17 protein-coding genes are annotated in these 17,667 nt (G+C 71.7%); 8 read left to right on the forward strand and 9 right to left on the reverse strand.

What is annotated here, in order from left to right; translation table 11 throughout:
- Window positions 1–30: 30 nt before the first annotated feature.
- Together ACIOC0_RS10845 and ACIOC0_RS10850 are read right to left on the reverse strand one after the other, a co-directional pair.
- Entirely contained in the window at window positions 31–654 is a 624-nt protein-coding gene (locus ACIOC0_RS10845; RefSeq protein ID WP_402154507.1) for a TetR/AcrR family transcriptional regulator, read from the reverse strand.
- Between the two features lie 39 nt (window positions 655–693).
- Window positions 694–1,692, reverse strand: a complete 999-nt coding sequence (locus ACIOC0_RS10850) for a Gfo/Idh/MocA family oxidoreductase (protein ID WP_351097969.1) — start codon at window positions 1,690–1,692, stop codon at window positions 694–696.
- Between the two features lie 83 nt (window positions 1,693–1,775).
- Here ACIOC0_RS10850 and ACIOC0_RS10855 point away from each other — a divergent pair, with 83 nt between their 5' ends.
- From ACIOC0_RS10855 to ACIOC0_RS10865, 3 genes are all read left to right on the forward strand, one after another.
- Window positions 1,776–3,152 (forward strand): multidrug effflux MFS transporter, encoded by a 1,377-nt coding sequence (locus tag ACIOC0_RS10855; RefSeq protein ID WP_402154509.1) that lies wholly within the window; start codon window positions 1,776–1,778, stop codon window positions 3,150–3,152.
- Window positions 3,083–4,273 carry a serine hydrolase domain-containing protein gene (locus ACIOC0_RS10860; protein ID WP_402154511.1) on the forward strand — a complete coding sequence of 397 codons (1,191 nt, stop codon included), beginning with the start codon at window positions 3,083–3,085 and terminating at the stop codon, window positions 4,271–4,273. Before ACIOC0_RS10855 ends, ACIOC0_RS10860 begins: the two co-directional genes overlap by 70 nt.
- A gap of 162 nt (window positions 4,274–4,435) precedes the next feature.
- Window positions 4,436–5,425, forward strand: coding sequence for a small ribosomal subunit Rsm22 family protein (locus tag ACIOC0_RS10865; RefSeq protein ID WP_402154512.1), 990 nt, complete (start codon window positions 4,436–4,438; stop codon window positions 5,423–5,425).
- A 264-nt stretch (window positions 5,426–5,689) separates the two neighbouring features.
- On the opposite strand, the gene ACIOC0_RS10870 is transcribed toward ACIOC0_RS10865, so the two are convergent.
- Entirely contained in the window at window positions 5,690–6,016 is a 327-nt protein-coding gene (locus tag ACIOC0_RS10870) for a nuclear transport factor 2 family protein (RefSeq protein WP_402154514.1), read from the reverse strand.
- A gap of 149 nt (window positions 6,017–6,165) precedes the next feature.
- On the opposite strand from ACIOC0_RS10870, the gene ACIOC0_RS10875 reads away from it, so the two are divergent.
- Complete coding sequence (locus ACIOC0_RS10875) at window positions 6,166–6,711, forward strand: DoxX family protein (RefSeq protein WP_402154516.1); 546 nt, start codon at window positions 6,166–6,168, stop codon at window positions 6,709–6,711.
- Between the two features lie 38 nt (window positions 6,712–6,749).
- Window positions 6,750–7,109, forward strand: coding sequence for a MazG-like family protein (locus ACIOC0_RS10880; protein ID WP_402154518.1), 360 nt, complete (start codon window positions 6,750–6,752; stop codon window positions 7,107–7,109).
- A 186-nt stretch (window positions 7,110–7,295) separates the two neighbouring features.
- Here the strand turns inward: ACIOC0_RS10880 and ACIOC0_RS10885 are convergent, their stop codons facing one another.
- Both ACIOC0_RS10885 and ACIOC0_RS10890 read right to left on the reverse strand, forming a co-directional pair.
- Window positions 7,296–8,171: a hypothetical protein gene (locus tag ACIOC0_RS10885; RefSeq protein WP_402154520.1), complete on the reverse strand. Its 876-nt coding sequence runs from the start codon at window positions 8,169–8,171 to the stop codon at window positions 7,296–7,298.
- Between the two features lie 192 nt (window positions 8,172–8,363).
- Window positions 8,364–8,777, reverse strand: a complete 414-nt coding sequence (locus tag ACIOC0_RS10890) for a hypothetical protein (RefSeq protein ID WP_402154521.1) — start codon at window positions 8,775–8,777, stop codon at window positions 8,364–8,366.
- A 383-nt stretch (window positions 8,778–9,160) separates the two neighbouring features.
- Here ACIOC0_RS10890 and ACIOC0_RS10895 point away from each other — a divergent pair, with 383 nt between their 5' ends.
- From ACIOC0_RS10895 to ACIOC0_RS10905, 3 genes are all read left to right on the forward strand, one after another.
- Window positions 9,161–10,303 (forward strand): universal stress protein, encoded by a 1,143-nt coding sequence (locus ACIOC0_RS10895; RefSeq protein ID WP_402154523.1) that lies wholly within the window; start codon window positions 9,161–9,163, stop codon window positions 10,301–10,303.
- Window positions 10,304–10,477: 174 nt separating this feature from the next.
- Complete coding sequence (locus ACIOC0_RS10900; RefSeq protein ID WP_402154525.1) at window positions 10,478–11,848, forward strand: TrkH family potassium uptake protein; 1,371 nt, start codon at window positions 10,478–10,480, stop codon at window positions 11,846–11,848.
- Window positions 11,841–12,563 (forward strand): potassium channel family protein, encoded by a 723-nt coding sequence (locus ACIOC0_RS10905; protein ID WP_402154527.1) that lies wholly within the window; start codon window positions 11,841–11,843, stop codon window positions 12,561–12,563. Before ACIOC0_RS10900 ends, ACIOC0_RS10905 begins: the two co-directional genes overlap by 8 nt.
- A gap of 360 nt (window positions 12,564–12,923) precedes the next feature.
- Here ACIOC0_RS10905 and ACIOC0_RS10910 read toward each other — a convergent pair whose 3' ends face one another.
- The 4 genes from ACIOC0_RS10910 to kdpC form a co-directional block, all read right to left on the reverse strand.
- Window positions 12,924–13,604, reverse strand: coding sequence for a response regulator (locus ACIOC0_RS10910; RefSeq protein WP_402154529.1), 681 nt, complete (start codon window positions 13,602–13,604; stop codon window positions 12,924–12,926).
- A complete protein-coding gene (locus ACIOC0_RS10915) occupies window positions 13,601–16,189 on the reverse strand; it encodes a DUF4118 domain-containing protein (protein ID WP_402154531.1) in 2,589 nt (862 codons plus the stop codon). The genes ACIOC0_RS10910 and ACIOC0_RS10915 overlap by 4 nt, the downstream gene beginning before the upstream one ends.
- A gap of 54 nt (window positions 16,190–16,243) precedes the next feature.
- Window positions 16,244–16,927 carry a response regulator gene (locus ACIOC0_RS10920; RefSeq protein ID WP_402154533.1) on the reverse strand — a complete coding sequence of 228 codons (684 nt, stop codon included), beginning with the start codon at window positions 16,925–16,927 and terminating at the stop codon, window positions 16,244–16,246.
- A 122-nt stretch (window positions 16,928–17,049) separates the two neighbouring features.
- Entirely contained in the window at window positions 17,050–17,664 is a 615-nt protein-coding gene (kdpC, locus tag ACIOC0_RS10925; RefSeq protein WP_402154535.1) for a potassium-transporting ATPase subunit KdpC, read from the reverse strand.
- Window positions 17,665–17,667 lie beyond the last annotated feature (3 nt).

Below are 17,667 nucleotides of genomic sequence, written 5' to 3' on the forward strand. Positions count from 1 at the left end.
GGGACGAGCGGGGCGGATGGGGCGAGGACCTCAGCGCGGGGCGAGGCCGAACAGGGCGTAGTCGACCAGGGTGTCCGTGTACTCGTGGGTGATGGGCCCCGTGTGCTGGAGCCAGCGCTGGGCGAGCGGGGAGACGAACAGCTCCAGGGCGATGCGCGGGTCGACGTCGGCGCGGACCTGACCGGCGTGCTGCGCGGAGCGCAGGCGGGTGACGTACAGCTGGAGCTGCGGTTCGAGCAGCTTGGCGACGAACTCGCGGCCGAGCTGCTCGTTGACGAGGCCCTCGGCGGCCAGGGCGCGGGAGGGGGCGTCGAACCGGGGGTCGGCCATCTGGTCGACGGTGAGGCGCAGCACCAGCTTCAGGTCGGCGGCGAGATCGCCGGTGTCCGGGATGGCGTAGGACACCTGTCCGGCGTCCGCGGCGGCCTGCTCGGACAGGTCGAGGAACGCCTCCAGCAGGACGTCGGCCTTCGACCCCCACCAGCGGTAGATCGTCTGCTTGCCGACGCCGGCCCGGGCGGCGATGCCCTCGACGGTGGTCTTCGGGTAGCCGGCCTCCGCGACGAGGCCGAGTGCCGCGTCGTAGATCGCGCGGCGGGACCGCTCGCTGCGCCGGGCGGTGTCGGGGGCCGGCTTTTTGGACTGGGTGACCATGGGGCGACCGTACCAAGGTGGTGAGACGGGACGTCTCGGTCAGCTCTCGCCCGGGTAGCGGACCCCGATCCGGTCCCGTACGGCGTCCAGGGTGCGCATCACGGCGAGGGTGCCGTCCAGCGGGACGAGCGGGGACTCCGTCTCGCCGGCGCGCACGGCGCGCATGACTTCGAGGGCCTCGTGCCGCATGGTCGAGCGGGGCCCGTCGGCCGGGTCGGCGGCGAACTTCTCGGGGTCGCGGCCGGCGCGGTGCAGGACGAAGTGGTCGGGGTGGAAGAAGCCGTTCGGGATGTCGATCCGGCCGCGCGAGCCGGTCACGGAGGCGGAGGTGCCCGTACCGCCGACGACGGAGCAGTGCAGGGCGGCCAGCGCGCCGGAGTCCCAGGACAGGGCGGCCGCGGTCTGGAGGTCGACGCCCTCGGCGGAGACGACGGCCTGCGCGGCGACGCCGTCGGGTTCGCCGAGCAGCAGGTGGGCGAAGGAGACCGGGTAGACGCCGAGGTCGAGCAGGGCGCCGCCGCCCTGGGCGGGGTCGCGCAGCCGGTGCGAGGGCGGGAAGGGCCCTTCGAGCCCGAAGTCGGCCTGGACGGTGCGCACCTCGCCGATCGCGCCGTCCTCGACCAGCGCCTTCAGCCGGCGGATCAGCGGGTTGCAGTACATCCACATGGCTTCCATGAGGAAGCGTCCGCGGTCGCGGGCGAGGTCGACGAGTTCCCCGGCCTCGCGCACGTTCAGCGTGAACGGCTTCTCGCACAGCACCCCGCGGCCGGCCTCCAGGCAGAGCCCGGCGGCGGTCCGGTGCGCGGCGTGCGGGGTGGCGACGTAGACGACGTCGACGTCCTCGTCGTCCGCGAGCGCGGCCCAGTCGCCGTAGGCGCGGGGTATGCCGAAGCGTTCGGCGAAGGCCTTCGCGGCGGTCTCGGTGCGGGAGGCGACCGCGACGACCTCCGCGTCCGGCAGGTCGATCAGGTCCGCCGTGAACGCGGCGGCGATGCCGCCGGTCGCGAGGATCCCCCAACGCACTGTGTCCCTCGTCATCCCGCCCGCCCTCGTGTGCCGTCCCAGCAGTCCGTCCGAGCTGAGAGCATAGGTGGCTCGGATGTCGGAGAGGGAGGGGTCACATGCCCGAGGGCGGGGCGCCGGCGCCGGACGCGGCGCGGCGCGGGCCGAAGGACGGCGGCGGACGGGACACGGCGGCGGGGCTCGCCGAAGCGGGCCGGGGGGCCGCGGAAGGGGCGTCGGGCGCGCGCCGCCGGACCGGGCTGCTCGTGACGCTGGTCCTCGGCGGGCTGACCGCCACTCCCCCGCTGGCGATGGACATGTACCTCCCCTCGCTCCCGGAGGTCACCCGCTCCCTGCACGCGCCGGCGGCGACCGTGCAGCTCACCCTGACCGCCTGTCTGGCCGGTATGGCGTTCGGGCAGCTGGTGGTCGGTCCGATGAGCGACCGCTGGGGCCGCCGCCGTCCACTGCTCGCGGGCCTCGCCGTGTACGTCGTGGCGACGGTCCTGTGCGCGCTGGCGCCCACCGTCGAGGCGCTGGTCGCCTTCCGGCTGGTGCAGGGGCTGGCGGGGGCCGCCGGGATAGTGATCGCGCGGGCGGTGGTGCGCGACCTGTACGACGGGGTGGCGATGGCCCGCTTCTTCTCCACCCTGATGCTGGTCTCGGGCGTCGCCCCCGTGGTGGCGCCGCTGATCGGCGGGCAGGTCCTGCGGGTGACGGACTGGCGGGGCGTGTTCGTGGTCCTGGCCGCCGTCGGGGCCGGGCTGGCGGCGCTGGTCGCGGTGAGGCTCCCGGAGACGCTGGCGCCGGCGGAGCGCCATTCGGGCGGCGTCGGCGAGGCCCTGCGCGCGATGCGCGGCCTGCTCACCGACCGGCGCTTCGCGGGGTACCTCCTCACCGGCGGCTTCGCGTTCGCCGCGCTGTTCGCGTACATCTCGGCGTCGCCGTTCGTGATCCAGGAGATCCACGGCGCCTCCCCGCAGACGTTCAGCCTGCTGTTCGGCGTGAACTCGGTCGGGCTGGTGGCGGTCGGGCAGCTCAACGGCAAGGTGCTGGTGGGCCGGGTCCGCCTGGACCGTGTCCTGGCCGTCGGCCTGACGGTCGTCGTGCTGGCGGCGACGGCGCTGCTGCTGATGTCGGCGGGCGTGTTCGGCGAGGTGGGGCTGACGCCGGTGGCGGCGGCCCTGTTCGTGCTGATGTCGGCGATGGGCGTCACACTGCCCAACGCCCAGACGATGGCGCTGATGCGGGTGCGGCACTCCGCGGGCTCCGCCGCCGCGCTGCTCGGCACGTCGTCGTTCCTCATCGGCGCGATCGCCTCGCCGCTGGTCGGCGTCGCGGGCGAGGACACCGCCGTCCCGATGGCCGTCGTCCAGCTGACGGCCGCGCTGGCGGCGGCGGCCTGCTTCGTCGGGCTGTGCCGCCCTTGGGCGGACCCGGCGGCCGAGGACAGCGGCCCCGCGGGGGCGGCCTCACGGCCCGGGGAGGACAGCTGAGCACAGCGAGACTGCGGGTCGACACCCCGGAACGGGCCGGGCTCGACCGCGAGGAGACACGCCGGCTCGCCCGCGAGGTCCGGGCCCTCACAGCCGGCGACCGCCCCTGGGCGGCCGGCGCGGTCGTGGTCGCCGGGCGCGGTCCGGTGATCGCCGTCCGGGAGGCGGCCGGCTGGGCGGTCCGGTACACGGCCTACGACCCCGAGGCCGACGCCGGTGTGGAAGCGCCGCCCGCGGCCCGCGCCCCCATGAGCATCGACACCCCCTTCGACCTGGCCTCCCTCACCAAGCTGTTCACGTCGGTCGCCGCGGTGCAGCAGATCGAGCGCGGCACGCTGGGCATCGACGCCCGGGTGGGCGCCTACCTGCCCGACTTCCACGCGGCCGCCGCGCACGGCCTCACCGTCCGCCAGCTCCTCACTCACACCTCCGGGCTGCGTCCCGAGCTGCCGCTGTACGACTGCGCGGACGACGCCGAACGCCTGGAGCGGCTGCGGTCCGAGGCCCCGGCCACCGAGCCCGGCCGCCATGTCTACTCCGATGTGAACCTGCTGCTCCTCCAGCAGCTCCTGGAGCGCCTCACCGGCCGCTCCCTCGACGTCCTCGTCCGCGACGGGATCACCCGCCCGCTGGGGATGACGTCCACCCGCTTCGGCCCGTGTCCCGGCGCGGCGGCGACCGAGGACCAGCGCCGCCCCTGGGCCAAGGCGGACCGGGGCATGCTGCGGGGCGAGGTGCACGACGAGAACGCCTGGGCCCTCGGCGGGGTCGCCGGCCACGCCGGCCTCTTCTCCACCGCCGACGACCTGGCGGTGTTCTGCCGCACCCTGCTGTCGGGCGGTTCCTACGGGCCCGCGCGCATCCTCGGCCCCGACTTCGTCGACCTGCTCCTGGCCCCGCCGGGGCTGGGCTTCGCGGTGGACCAGCCCTGGTTCATGGGCGAGCTGGCGGGCCGCGGCGCAGCGGGCCACACCGGCTTCACGGGCACGTCCCTGGTCCTGGACCGGGCGACGGACACCTTCCTGATCCTCCTGGCGAACACGGTGCACCCGCGCCGCCGCCCGCCGGACAGCGCGCCCCGGGCGAGGGCGGGGACCCGGCTGCGGCGGGCGGTGCGGTGAGGGGAGTGTGCCGGGACGGCGGGCCGCGGGGGGGGGGCGTTCGGCTGGGCGGGCTCAGGAGGTGTGCGCGGAGGCCCTTCGGCTGGGCGGGCTCAGCAGGTGTGCGCGGAGGCCCTTCGGCTGAGCGGGCTCAGCAGGTGTGCGCCCCTTTAGAATCTCCGGGTGAACGCCCCCGTTACCCCCACGGAAGCCCTGCGCGGCAGTCTCGCCACCCTGCTCGACGGGTTGCCGCCCAAGCAGGCCGCCCAGGCCGTGGACCGCCTCATCGCCAGCTACCGCGGCGGCGCCACCCCCACCGACGCCCCCATCCTGCGCGACCGCGCCGACGTGGCCGCCTACGCCGCGTACCGCATGCCCGCGACGTACGAGGCGGTCCGCTCCGCGCTGGAGGCGTTCGCGGACACCGTGCCCGAGTGGGCCCCCGCCGACCACACCGACGTCGGTGGCGGCACCGGGGCCGCGACCTGGGCGGCGGCCGCCACCTGGCCCGGCTCCCGCCCGGTCACCGTCCTCGACTGGGCCGAACCCGCCCTTGCCCTCGGCCGGGAGATCGCCGCGGCCCATCCCGACCTGCGCGAGACCCGCTGGCAGCGCGCCCGCATCGACGCGTCACTCACCCTCGACCCCGTCGACCTGGTCACCGTCTCCTACGTGCTCAACGAGCTGCCCGCCCCCGGCCGCGCCGCCCTCGTCGACGCCGCCGCGGCCGCCGCCCGGGCCGTGGTGATCGTCGAGCCGGGCACCCCGGACGGCTACGCCCGCGTCATCGAGGCCCGCGACCGTCTGATCGCCGCCGGTTTCCGGATCGCCGCGCCCTGCCCGCACAGCGCCGCCTGCCCGATCGCCCCCGGCACGGACTGGTGCCACTTCTCGGCCCGGGTCAGCCGCTCCTCGCTGCACCGCCAGGTCAAGGGCGGCTCACTGCCGTACGAGGACGAGAAGTTCAGCTACGTCGCCGCCGCCCGCTTCCCCGTGGCGCCGGCCCCCGCCCGGGTGGTCCGGCGGCCGCAGATCCGCAAGGGCCAGGTGCTCCTGGACCTGTGCGAGAGCGGGGAGCGGCTGGACCGCACGACGGTGACGAAGCGGCACGGCGACCTGTACAAGGCGGCCCGGGACGCCGACTGGGGCGACCCCTGGCCGCCCCTCGGCTGACGACCGAACCGATCTGCACAAACGGAATGTCAACTTCCGTACCATAGTGACCGGTCGGGGGCTTATGCTCGTCCCACTCTCCACAGAAACTTCACACTCGGAGTGTCGGACTCCCGTCGACCACATCCGAAGGGGGAGGACGGCAGCCGTTCCACGGCGCGGGTTGGGGGTGGGTCTCGCGCGGGCTGCGAGGAACACACCGCACCGTGGAACGGCTGCCGTACGACGCGGTGCCTTCCGGGCCGTTCATAGTGCAAGGACCCCTCAGGCCTGGCCGGTCTCGAAGCGCGAGATCCGCCCGTCCTCCTCGACGACGAAGCGCCACTCGGTGCGCATCTCGCCCCAGGTGTCGTTGCTGTAGTGGGCGAGGATCGCCCGGCCGCCGTTGGACTCGTTGTCGACCCGCAGGTGGCCGTGGGGGGAGAAGATCTCGCGGTCGACCCACTCGGCGAGGTCGCGGTCGGAGCCGTCGTCGGCCATGGTCGCGTCCGGGGTGAGGAGGCGCAGGAAGGCCTCCCGGTCATGGGAGTTGACGGCGCTGACGAAGGCCCGTACGGCGGGGTCGCGGAGTTTCGCGGTCTGGATCGTCATACCGGTCACCCTCACATCGCCCCCCGCACCCCGCCACCCGAACGGCGTCCAGGACGGGCCGGACGGGTGTGAGGGGTGCGACGGTGGACAACCGGAGGGGGACCACCCATGTCCGTCCGCACTGAAAGCGGCTGAAGCCGGGAGTCAACATGACCGCATACGACCGACGTGATCTGGGCCTGTTGCTGCTGCGGCTGGGCACCGGCGGAGTGCTGATCGCGCACGGCACGCAGAAGCTGTTCGGCTGGTTCGGCGGCCACGGCCTGGAGGGTACGGGCCAGTTCATGGAGTCCGTCGGCTACGCGCCCGGCAAGGCGAGCGCGGCGGCGGCGGGCCTGGCGGAGGCGGGCGGCGGCGCGCTGCTGGCGCTGGGCCTGGCCACCCCGGCGGCGGGCGCGGCGGCGGCCGGCGCGATGGTGGGCGCCTCCGCGGTGCACGTCCCCAACGGCTTCTTCGCGCAGAGCGGCGGCTACGAGTACGCCGCCACCCTCGCCCTGACCGGCACGTCCCTCGCGGTCACCGGCCCCGGTCGCCTCTCCCTGGACCACCTCCTCGGTCACACGGCCAACCGGAACTGGATGGTGCCGGTGGCGCTCGGCGTGACGGCGGCGGCCACGTCGGTGATCGTGGGCCTGCGCAACAAGCGGCTGCGGCAGCGCAAGGAGGGCGAGCAGGAGCCGCTGTTCGAGGAGTGAGGCCCAATTGAGCCTCTCGGTGGGGCAGGCTGGCCCCCATGACCGACAGCGCCGCCGAGACCCCCACCGAGGCCGACGACCTCTGGACCACCGTGGACGCCCTGCACACGTGGCTGGACTCGGGCCGGCCCGCCGGGCGGGGCCACGAGACCTTGCTGCTGCGCATCCTGAAGCTGTCGGAGGAGGTGGGCGAGACGGCGCAGGCGGTGATCGGCGCGACGGGCCAGAACCCGCGCAAGGGCACCACCCACACCTGGGAGCACGTCCAGGCGGAACTGTGCGACGTCGCGATCACGGCCCTGGTGGCCCTGCGAACCCTGACCCCGGAGGCCCAGGACGTGTTCACCCACCACCTGACCCGGGTGGCGCGGCGCTCACTGCGGCGGCCGCTGCCCTGACCAGGCGGGCGGGCGGCGACTCGCCCGGACGGCGTGCACAGTCGTCGCCGTACCGCCAGGTCATCCAACTCGCGCTGCGCCGTCAGAAGTACGCCGGGGAGTAAGGGTGCCGCGATCCCTTGCCCGACCGGGAGATCGTCACGCTGACCCCGCCGCGGGTCCGGTTATCAGCGGGCTCTTGCGGCGTCAGGACTGAGGGCCCTCCACCTTGACGACGACATGCTCTGCACCGAGCTGTTCGGCGCGTGCCGCATCGAAGGACTCGTGATCTTCGATGACTTCACCGTCCACGACCTCCTCGTCCGCCACTCGCTGCGACGGATCCGCGAGAGGCAGGCCGGCGAGGTGCTTCTTGAGCCTCTTGGCCATCGGAAGGTAGGTCGCAAAAGTGAGGGTGCCTGAAACAGCGGCCCCTACGAGGGGGATGGCCTTCGAGACGGTCGTCGCGAAGGACTGCGTCGTCATCCTGACACCGAGGTAGCCCGCGACTCTCTTCACCATGGGGTAGACGACCCCATGGGTGAGCGCCTTCCTGGGCAGCTGCTTGGCGACCTGCTCCGCCATCATCCCCGCGACTTTCCCAACCGCGGCGTTCGCCGACTGGGTGCCGAACATCACGCCGAAGAACAGCGTGAGCACCGCCTTGGTCGCATCATCGACGTCATCGCCGTCGCCGGAGAAGAGATCGGGCCAGCTGTAGAGATAGGCGAGCTTCTGTGCGATACGCAGCATGTGGCCGAAGTACTGGGCCGTGTCGGCCGGCACCGTGGCGGGAAGGGCGAGGATGCCGGGGATCCCGGCGGCGGCCGAGAGAGCGCTGACCTTGGCGGTCTCGTAGCGGATGGAGTCGTTGGCGACCTTGTCGAGGACCTCGACAGTGATGCCCGCCGCCGCGGGGGTCTCCTCTGTCGCGCGCCGGATGTCTTCCTCAGAACAGTGGCGCGCCAACGCACTTCGGAGGTACACCCCCCTGTCGATACGCACACCCGGAAGCTTCGCCGCCGCCAACAGCACCGAGAAGAAACGCGACTCGGAGTTCTCGACATCCTTACGCTGCTTCATGGCAGAAAATCTACAGTAGCTACGTGTTACAAGGGCCTTGTACGTTCAGCTCCGTTGAGACCTCGTCACGTGAATGCCGGTGCCATGTAAGCGGACGTGCACGGGCTCACGGGCTCACGGGCTCACGGGCTCACGGGCTCACGGGCTCACGGGCTCACGGCGAGCACACACCGGCCGAAGGCCCTGGCCCTGTCAGAGGGCCGCGACACCTCCGACTTGGCCGGGGAGTTGGTGAACTTCGGCGCCGGAGAATGCGGCGGTGGTGAAGAACTGCACCCAACGCAGCTCGTGCAGGTGGCGGGCGAGGTTGTGCCGGGCGGCCTCCAGGTCGGCGGCGGTGTATTCGCCCTTGAAGACGCGGGCACGGCGGAGGGCCTCGTCGATGCTGCGCGGGGCACGGGCCTTCCGACCGGGGGCCTCGCATCCTTCCGGCCGGGCCCGGACCGGCCACTGGCCCTTCGCGCACCTGACCGTGGCGCACACCGCCCTGTAGCGGCAGGTGACGCACGCCTTCCCGGCAGCCGAGGAGCGGCTCGCGGTGCGTCCGCGGTCCGAGGTCAGGTGGGCGGCGCTACCGCCGGAACGGCGGCCCGGTGCTCCGGACACGGTCGTCACGACGCTTGACAGCCACATGAAGTAGGCCAACCTGTGGGTAAGTCCGGACACCAGTCCGCCCTGTCCCAGACCGTCTGACGAGTCATGCGGGTCGCCGTGGTTCCGACAGACCTGCGTGCTGCCGAGCAGTCATCGCCGTCGCCGAGAGCGGGTCGTGCAGGGCTCTGGTGCGGTGCGGGTACTGGAGTTGATCAGGCGTACCGGATGGTGATCGGCATCTTCGCCGTCGCTGCACCCTCACGCATTGCGGGTTCAATCGCATCGGCCGGCTGCAGGAGCGAGCATGGTGGAGACCGGTGCTCCGCTCGCCGTCGAAGCGACGTCCAAGGCGCTGCGCGTCACGCAGGGGGCGGGTCGTCCGGAAGGAGGGACGCATGCCACGGGGCAAGCTGCGGGTCTATCTCGGGGCGGCTCCCGGGGTGGGCAAGACGTACGACATGCTCGGCGAAGGGCAGCGCCGCGCGAAGCGGGGCACGGACGTGGTCATCGGGTTCGTGGAGGACTACGGCAGGCCGCTGACCCGGCAGATGGCCGAGGGGTTGGAGACCGTGCCCCGAAAGGTCATGCCCTACCGGGACACCTCCTTCAGCGAGATGGATCTCGACGCCGTCCTCGCCCGCCGGCCTCAGGTCGCGCTGGTCGACGAGCTCGCCCATACGAACGTCCCCGGCTGCCGCAACGAGAAGCGCTGGCAGGACATCGAGGAGCTGCTGGAAGGGGGCATCGACGTCATCTCCACCGTCAACATCCAGCACCTGGAATCACTCAACGACGTCGTCGAGCAGATCACCGGGGTCAAGCAGCGGGAGACTGTTCCCGACGACGTGGTGCGGCAGGCCGACCAGATCGAACTGGTGGACATGTCCGGCGAGGCGCTGCGCCGTCGAATGGCGCACGGCAACATCTACCCGCCGGAGAAGATCGACGCGGCGCTGTCGCACTACTTCCGCCTGGGGAATCTCACCGCTCTGCGCGAGCTGGCCATGCTGTGGGCCGCCGACCGGGTCGAGGAAGCCCTGCTGCGCTACCGCGAGGGCCACGGCATCCAGCAGCCGTGGAGCACCCGGGAACGTGTGCTGGTCGCGCTGTCGGGCGGGCCCGAGGGCGACACTCTCATCCGGCGTGGCAAACGGATCGCCTCGCGCGGGGCGGGCGGGGAGTTCCTCGCCGTCCACGTGGTACGGGGTGACGGGCTCGTCACCGGCTCCCCCGGCCTCCTGGATCACCAACGTGCGCTGGTGGAAGAGCTTGGTGGCAGCTTCCGTACCGTGACCGGGGAGGACACGGCTCAGGGCGTTCTGGACTTCGCCCGGGAGGTCAACGCCACCCAGATCGTCATCGGCGCCACCCGGCGCAGCCGCCTGAAGGAGCTGTTCTCCCGAGGCGTGGGCGAGACCATCATCGAGGGCTCCGGTGATGAGATCGACGTCCTAGTCGTCACCCATTCCGAAGCCGCGCACGGTCGGCTCCTGCACCGCCGTACGCGCCCCGCCGGAACGCACGATGCAGCGCAGTGATCCGACGCTGTGACCTGCCCGTCGGTGGATTCCGACGCCTTCTTAACGCCGGGCCGCGTTCCGTACGCCGGTTCGGACGGGGATGCTGGGCGAGGACGGCCGCTTTCAGGCCGCGCAATGCGATCAGGCCACTGCCGAAGTGTGGCGTCGGGACATCGGAGGTGGCTGGTGGCCGTGGGTGCGACTCGGGCCCGGTGGTCACGGCTGGCCGTCCACCCCACCCGCGGCGTCGTGTCGGGCTTCGCGCTCGCCATCGTGCTGGGGACAGCCCTGCTGACACTGCCTGCCGCCACCGCTCCCGGCCGGGACACGAGCACGCTGACCGCTCTGTTCACCGCCGCGGGTGCACTCAGCGGCGGCCTGTCCATCGTGGGGACCGGCAACCACTGGTCCCCGTTCGGCGAAGGCGTGGTCCTGGCGCTGATCCAGATCGGCGGATTCGGCATCATGACGCTCGCGTCGCTGCTGGCCCTGCTCGTCTCCGGCCGGCTGCGGCTGCGGACGCAGATCACCACACAGGCGGAGACGGAGACCAGCGGTCTGGGTGTCGGTGGCATTCGCCGGGTGCTGCTGGGAATCGCCGGTACCACGCTGGCCGTCGAGCTCGCCACGGCCGCCGTGCTCGCGCTCCGTTTCCGCTTCGGCCACGGCCTGACGGTCGCGGACGCCGTCCACCACGGGATCTTCTATGGGATCTCCGCCTTCAACAACGCCGGATTCGCCCTGCGCGACGACAACCTCGTCGGCTATGCGCACGATCCCTGGATCCTGCTGCCGATCGCCCTCGCCTGCGTGCTCGGCGCCCTCGGCTTCCCCGTGCTGCTGGAACTGCTGCGCAGCCGCAAGGCACAGGGGGGCGGCACCGGACGCCACTGGTCCCTGCACACCCGGCTCACGCTCGTCACCTCCGCCCTCCTGCTCGCCGCCGGCACGGCAACGGCCTGCTGCCTGGAGTGGAGCAACGCAGCGACCCTCGGTCCCATGAGCTGGGGCGACAAGGTGCTGAACGGGTTCTTCACCGCCGCCAGTGCCCGTACCGCGGGTTTCAACACCGTGGACACCGGTGCCATGGAACCGGCGACCCTGCTGGGCATCTGCGTGCTGATGTTCATCGGCGGCGGCAGCGCGGGCACCGCGGGCGGCATCAAGGTCACCACGTTCGCGGTGCTGGCCGCCGCGATCCTGGCCGAGATCCGCGGGCACACCGACGCGGACATCATGAGCCGCCGGATCTCCGGTGCCACCCTGCGCCAGGCACTCACCGTGGCACTGCTGGGCGTGGGCCTCGTCATACTCGGCACGCTGGTCCTGCTCGCCGTCACCGAGTTGCCGACCGAGGCGGTCCTGTTCGAGGCCGTCTCCGCCTTCGGCACGGTCGGCCTGAGCACCGGCATCACCGCGGACCTTCCCGCAGCGGGCCAACTGACCATCGTCGTCCTGATGTTCATCGGACGCGTCGGCCCGATCACACTCGCCAGCGCGCTCGCTCTGCGGCAGCGCGACCGCCGCTACACCCTGCCCGAGGAGCGACCCGTCATTGGCTGACCGTCTCAACTTCCTGCGTACGCGCCGGCCCCGGCGCTCCGCCGCCGACCGCCGCACGCGCCGCGACTCCCGGGTCGCCGTCATCGGACTCGGGCGCTTCGGCCAGTCCGTGGCAGGAGAACTGATCCGGCGTGGCTGGGACGTGCTCGGCATCGACGCCGACCCCGGCCTCGTCCAGAAGGTCGGCGACGAGCTGACCCACGCCGCCGCCGCGGACTGCACCGACCCCGCCGCTCTGGCGCAGCTCGGCGTCGGGGAGTTCTCCCGCGTGGTGGTCGGCATCGGCACCGACCTGGAAGCCAGCATCCTGACCACCTCCAACCTCGTCGACGCGGCCGTCCCCCACATCTGGGCCCGAGCCACCACCCGCCAGCACGGCCAGATCCTGGAACGTATCGGCGCCCACCATGTCGTCCTGCCCGAGCACGACATGGGCGAGCGCGTGGCCCATCTGGTCACGGGCCGGATGCTGGACTTCATCGCCTTCGACAGCGACTACGCCCTCATCAAGACCCTCGCCCCGAAGGTCGTCGGCGGAGTGCCTCTCGGCGAGAGCCGGGTGCGCAGCACGTACGGCGTGACCGTCGTCGGCATCAAACGCCCCGGCGCCGACTTCACACACGCCACCGCCGAGACGGTGGTCCACCCGGGCGACGTCATCATCGTCACCGGCAGGACCGGGGCCGTGGAGACGTTCGCGGAGCTGGACCAGTGAGACGCGCCGTGAGCACACGCTCAGAAGCACCAGAGAACGGCGGCGTCATGTCCGAATCAGGGGCCACGACGGCCTGAGCGGTGAACGTGGCAAGGACCTGGCTGTCGTCGGTGGGCAGCGCTCGGTCGGTCAGCGCCGGCGCCATGTGGTCACCGACCGGCGTGACGGCATCTGCGCCTCGGGCGGCCGATCGATCGGCCGCCCGAGGCCGATCCGCCCGTGCATGTCGCATGTCCACGGATCCATGTCCGCCGCCGCCAACAGGGCCGCCGCCCTCATCCCGAAGGTCGCATGCAGCCGTTCCGGCGACTCCGCCGGTCCGTCTCGCCGCGCAGCACGTTTCCCCCGGAGCCTCGCACCTCACCCCTCGAAGCGATAACCCATCCCCGGCTCCGTGATGAAGTGCTTCGGATGTGACGGGTCCGCCTCCAGCTTCCTGCGCAGCTGGGCCATGTACACCCGAAGGTAGTTCGTCTCCGTCACGTACGACGGCCCCCAGACCTCCTGCAGCAGCTGCTTCTGGCTGACCAGGCGGCCGGTGTTGCGCACGAGCACCTCCAGCAGGTGCCACTCGGTCGGCGTGAGCCGTACGTCCTCGCCGCCGCGGTTGACCTTCTTGGCGGCCAGGTCGACGGTGAATTCGTCGGTCTCCACCAGCACGTCGCCGCCGCCCCCGGTGGGCTCCGCCCGGCGTACGGCTGCCCGCAGCCGGGCGAGCAGTTCGTCCATGCCGAAGGGCTTGGTGACGTAATCGTCGGCGCCCGCGTCGAGCGCCTCGACCTTCTCATCAGAGGTGTGCCGGGCGGACAGCACGAGGATCGGCACACGGGTCCAGCCCCGCAGACCCCTGATCACCTCGACACCGTCCATGTCCGGCAGGCCCAGATCGAGGACCACCACGTCGGGATGGCGGGCGGCGGCCAGCTGGAGCGCGGTGGCCCCGTCGAACGCCGCGTCGACCTCGTACTTGCGCGCCCTGAGGTTGATCACAAGGGCACGCACGATCTGTGGCTCGTCGTCGACAACGAGCACCCGGGTCATGAAGCCTGCCTTTCGGTTTGTGCGGGGTCTTCCGGCCGCGTGGTCCCTGCCGGTGCCGGCTGCCGAAGTTCGGTGCCCGATCCTCCTGCGCGGATGGTGAGGACCATCGTGAGGCCGCCGCCGGGGGTGTCCTCGGCGGTGAGGGTGCCGCCCATGGCCTCGGCGAATCCGCGGGCGACCGCGAGGCCGAGACCCACGCCGTTGCCGCGCGGGGCGTCCCCGTAGCGCTGGAAGGGCGCGAAGATGCGGTCCTTGGCCTCGTCGGGGACGCCCGGTCCGCGGTCCACGACGCGGAGTTCGACCCGGTCGGCGATGGCGCTGGCCGCCACCAGGACCGGCTCGTCCTCGGGGCTGTACTTGACCGCGTTCTCCACGATGTTGGCGACGACCCGCTCCAGCAGACCCTTGTCGGTGGCCACCATGGGCAGGGTCTCGGGGATGTCCAGGTCGACCGTCTCGTCGGGTTCCGGGATTCCGCCCAGGGCCAGCGGGACGACCTCGTCCAGGTCGATCTCGCGGATGAGCGGGGCGAGGGTGCCGGTCTGCAGGCGGGACATGTCCAGCAGGTTGCCGACCAGGTGGTCCAGCCGGTCCGCACCCTCCTCGATCGCCTCCAGGAGATCGGCCCGGTCCTCTTCGGACCATTCGACGTCGTCCGAACGCAGGCTGGACACCGATGCCTTGATGCCGGCGAGCGGGGTGCGCAGGTCGTGGCTGACCGCGGCGAGCAGGGCGGTGCGGATGCGGTTGCCCTCGGCCAGTTCCCTGGCCTGGTCGGCCTCGGACTGCAGTCGCTGGCGGTCCAGGACGACGGCGGCCTGGGCGGCGAACGCGGACAGTACCCGTCGGTCCGAGGCGGGCAGCACCCGGCCGGACAGGGCCAGTGCCATGTGGTCGCCCACCGGCACGTCCACGTCGGCGTCCTCGGGCCGCTCCACGACGGGGGTGTCACCGACCTGGCCCGCGCAGGTCCACGGTGCTGTGTCGTTCTCCCGCTCCAGCAGGCCGACCGACCGCATGCCGAAGGTCTCGCGCACCCGCTCGAGCAGTTCCTCCAGGCCGGTCTCGCCACGCAGCACGCTGCCGGCGAGGAAGGAGAGGATCTCCGACTCGGCACGCAGACGGGCCGCCTGCTCGGTGCGGCGCGCGGCCAGGTCCACCACTGACGCCACCGACACGGCCACGCCGACGAAGACAGCGATGGCGACGATGTTCTTCGGGTCGGCGATCGTCAGCGTGTGGACCGGCTCCGTGAAGAACCAGTTGAGCAGCAGCGACCCCACCGCGGCGGAGGCGAGGGCGGGGAGCAGGCCACCCAGCAGCGCCGCCGCCACCGTCAGCGTCAGGAACAGCAGCATGTCGTTGGCCAGGCCCACATCGGGCACGACATGGCTGAGCAGCACTGTGAGGAGCACGGGGCCCGCCACACCGATCAGCCAGCCCCAGACGATCCGCTGCCGACCGAGCCGTGCGCCCCTGGCGACCGGCAGCCCGCGCCCCTTGCCGGCCTCGTCGTGGGTGATCAGGTGGACGTCCAGGTCGGGCCCCGAGTCGCGGGCGACGGTGGCGCCGACGCCGGGCCCGAAGATGTACTGCCAGCTCTTGCGGCGGGAGACGCCGAGGACGATCTGGGTGGCGTTGACGGCGCGCGCGAACTCCAGCAGCGCGACGGGGACGTCGTCGCCGACGACGTGGTGGAAGGTGCCGCCGAGGTCCTCCACGAGGGTGCGCTGGACGGCCAGTTCCTTCGGGGAGGCCGAGGTCAGTCCGTCGCTGCGGGCGATGTAGACCGCCAGGACCTCGCCGCCGGCGCCCTTCTCCGCCAGCCGCGCGGCCCGCCGGATCAGCGTCCGCCCCTCCGGGCCGCCGGTCAGGCCCACCACGATCCGCTCGCGCGAGCCCCAGATCTTGGAGACCTGGTGTTCGATACGGTACTGCTGCAGGTACTCGTCGACCCGGTCGGCCACCCACAGCAGCGCCAGCTCCCGCAGCGCGGTGAGGTTTCCCGGCCGGAAGTAGTTCGACAGGGCGGCATCGACCTTGTCGGGCTTGTAGATGTTGCCGTGGGCCATGCGCCGGCGCAGCGCCTGCGGGGACATGTCGACCAGCTCGATCTGGTCCGCCCGGCGCACCACCTCGTCCGGCACGGTCTCCTGCTGCCGGATGCCGGTGATGGACTCGACGACGTCACCGAGCGACTCCAGGTGCTGGATGTTCACTGTGGATATGACGTCGATGCCGGCCGCGAGCAGTTCCTCCACGTCCTGCCAGCGTTTGGTGTTGCGAGAGCCCGGGATGTTGGTGTGGGCGAGCTCGTCGACCAGGGCGACCTGCGGGCGACGGGCCAGGACCGCGTCGACGTCCATCTCCGTGAAGACGCTGCCGCGGTGCTCCAGCTCCTTGCGCGGCATCTCCTCCAGGCCGTGCAGCATCACCTCCGTGCGCGGCCGACCGTGATGCTCGACGAACGCGACCACGCAGTCGGTGCCGCGTTCCACCCGCCGGTGCGCTTCCGACAGCATCGCGTACGTCTTGCCGACGCCCGGTGCCGCACCCAGGTAGATCCGAAGCTTGCCGCGTGCCATCGTCTCGTCTCTGCTCTCGTCTCGTCCGGGCGGTGGGCCGGCCGGGGATCGGTCTTACGCCTCGAAGCGGTAGCCCATGCCGGGTTCGGTGATGAGGTACCGGGGGTGGGACGGGTCGGCCTCCAGTTTGCGTCGCAGCTGGGCCATGTACACCCGCAGGTAGTTGGTCTTGTTGCTCTGCGACACTCCCCAGACCTCCTGGAGAAGGTGTTTCTGTGTGATGAGCCGTCCGGGGTTGGTCACCAGGATCTCCAGCAGGTGCCACTCGGTCGGGGTGAGGCGGACGTCCTGTCCGCCGCGATGGACCTTCTTGGCGGCCAGGTCGATGGTGAACTCGTCCGTCGTGACCAACGTCATCTCGGGTTCGATCGGCACGGCTTCGGTACGGCGTACGGCGGCGCGCAGGCGGGCGAGCAGCTCGTCCATGCTGAACGGCTTGGTGATGTAGTCGTCGGCGCCCGCGTCCAGTGCGGCGACCTTCTCGTCGGACGCCCGCCGTGCGGACAGCACCAGTATCGGGACCCTGGTCCAGCCGCGCAGGGCCTTGATGACGTCGACGCCGTCCATGTCGGGCAGGCCCAGGTCGAGGACGACCACGTCGGGCTGGCGGGCAGCCGCCAGGCGCAGGGCCGTGGCGCCGTCCGGGGCCGCGTCGACGCCGTAGTGGCGGGCCTGCATGTTGATGACGAGCGCGCGTACGAGCTGGGGGTCGTCCTCCACGACCAGCACCCGGGTCATCGGTGTGCGCCTTTCCTGTCATGCGCGGGGCGGGACAGCCCACCGGGGGCTGGATGGCGGTGGGAGCCGACGGCCCCGGAAGGTGTCGGGCCGTCGGCTCCCGTGCGGTTCGGGTAAACCCATCAGCTCTTCGCCGCGAGTTCCTGGAGCGCGATGTTCAGTTCCAGGACGTTGACGTGCGGCTCGCCCATGAAGCCGAGTGTGCGGCCGTCGGTGTGCTCGTCGACCAGCTTCTGCACCTGTGCCGCGGTCAGGCCGTTGTTCCCGGCCACCCGCTTGACCTGGAGGTCCGCGTACTCGGGGGAGATGTGCGGGTCGATCGCGGAGGACGAGCCGGTCACCGCGTCCTTGGGCACCTCGGACTCGGGTACGCCGTTGAACTCGGCTACCTGCTGTTTGGCGGCCTTGACGTTCTTGACGAGCGTCGGGTCGCCGGCACCCAGCTGGCTGGAGCCGGTGGTCAGCGGGTCGTAGCCACTGTTGGAGGGGCGGCCCTGGAACCACTTCGGGTCCGGCTTGTCGGTGCCGGGCTGGTTCCAGCTCTGGCCGATCAGACTGGAGCCGACCTCCTTGCCGTCGACCTCGACCATCGAGCCGTTGGCCTTGTCGTTGAACAGGGCCTGGCCGATGCCGGTGACCAGCAGGGGGTAGGCGATGCCGGTCACCACGGTGAGGACGAGGAGCATGCGCAGGGCGGCCCACGCCATGCGCGCGGAGCTTGCGAGAGAGGTGTTCATGTC

Origin of the sequence: Streptomyces sp. NPDC088254 (assembly GCF_044740925.1) — a bacterium.
Taxonomy (GTDB): Bacteria; Actinomycetota; Actinomycetes; order Streptomycetales; family Streptomycetaceae; genus Streptomyces.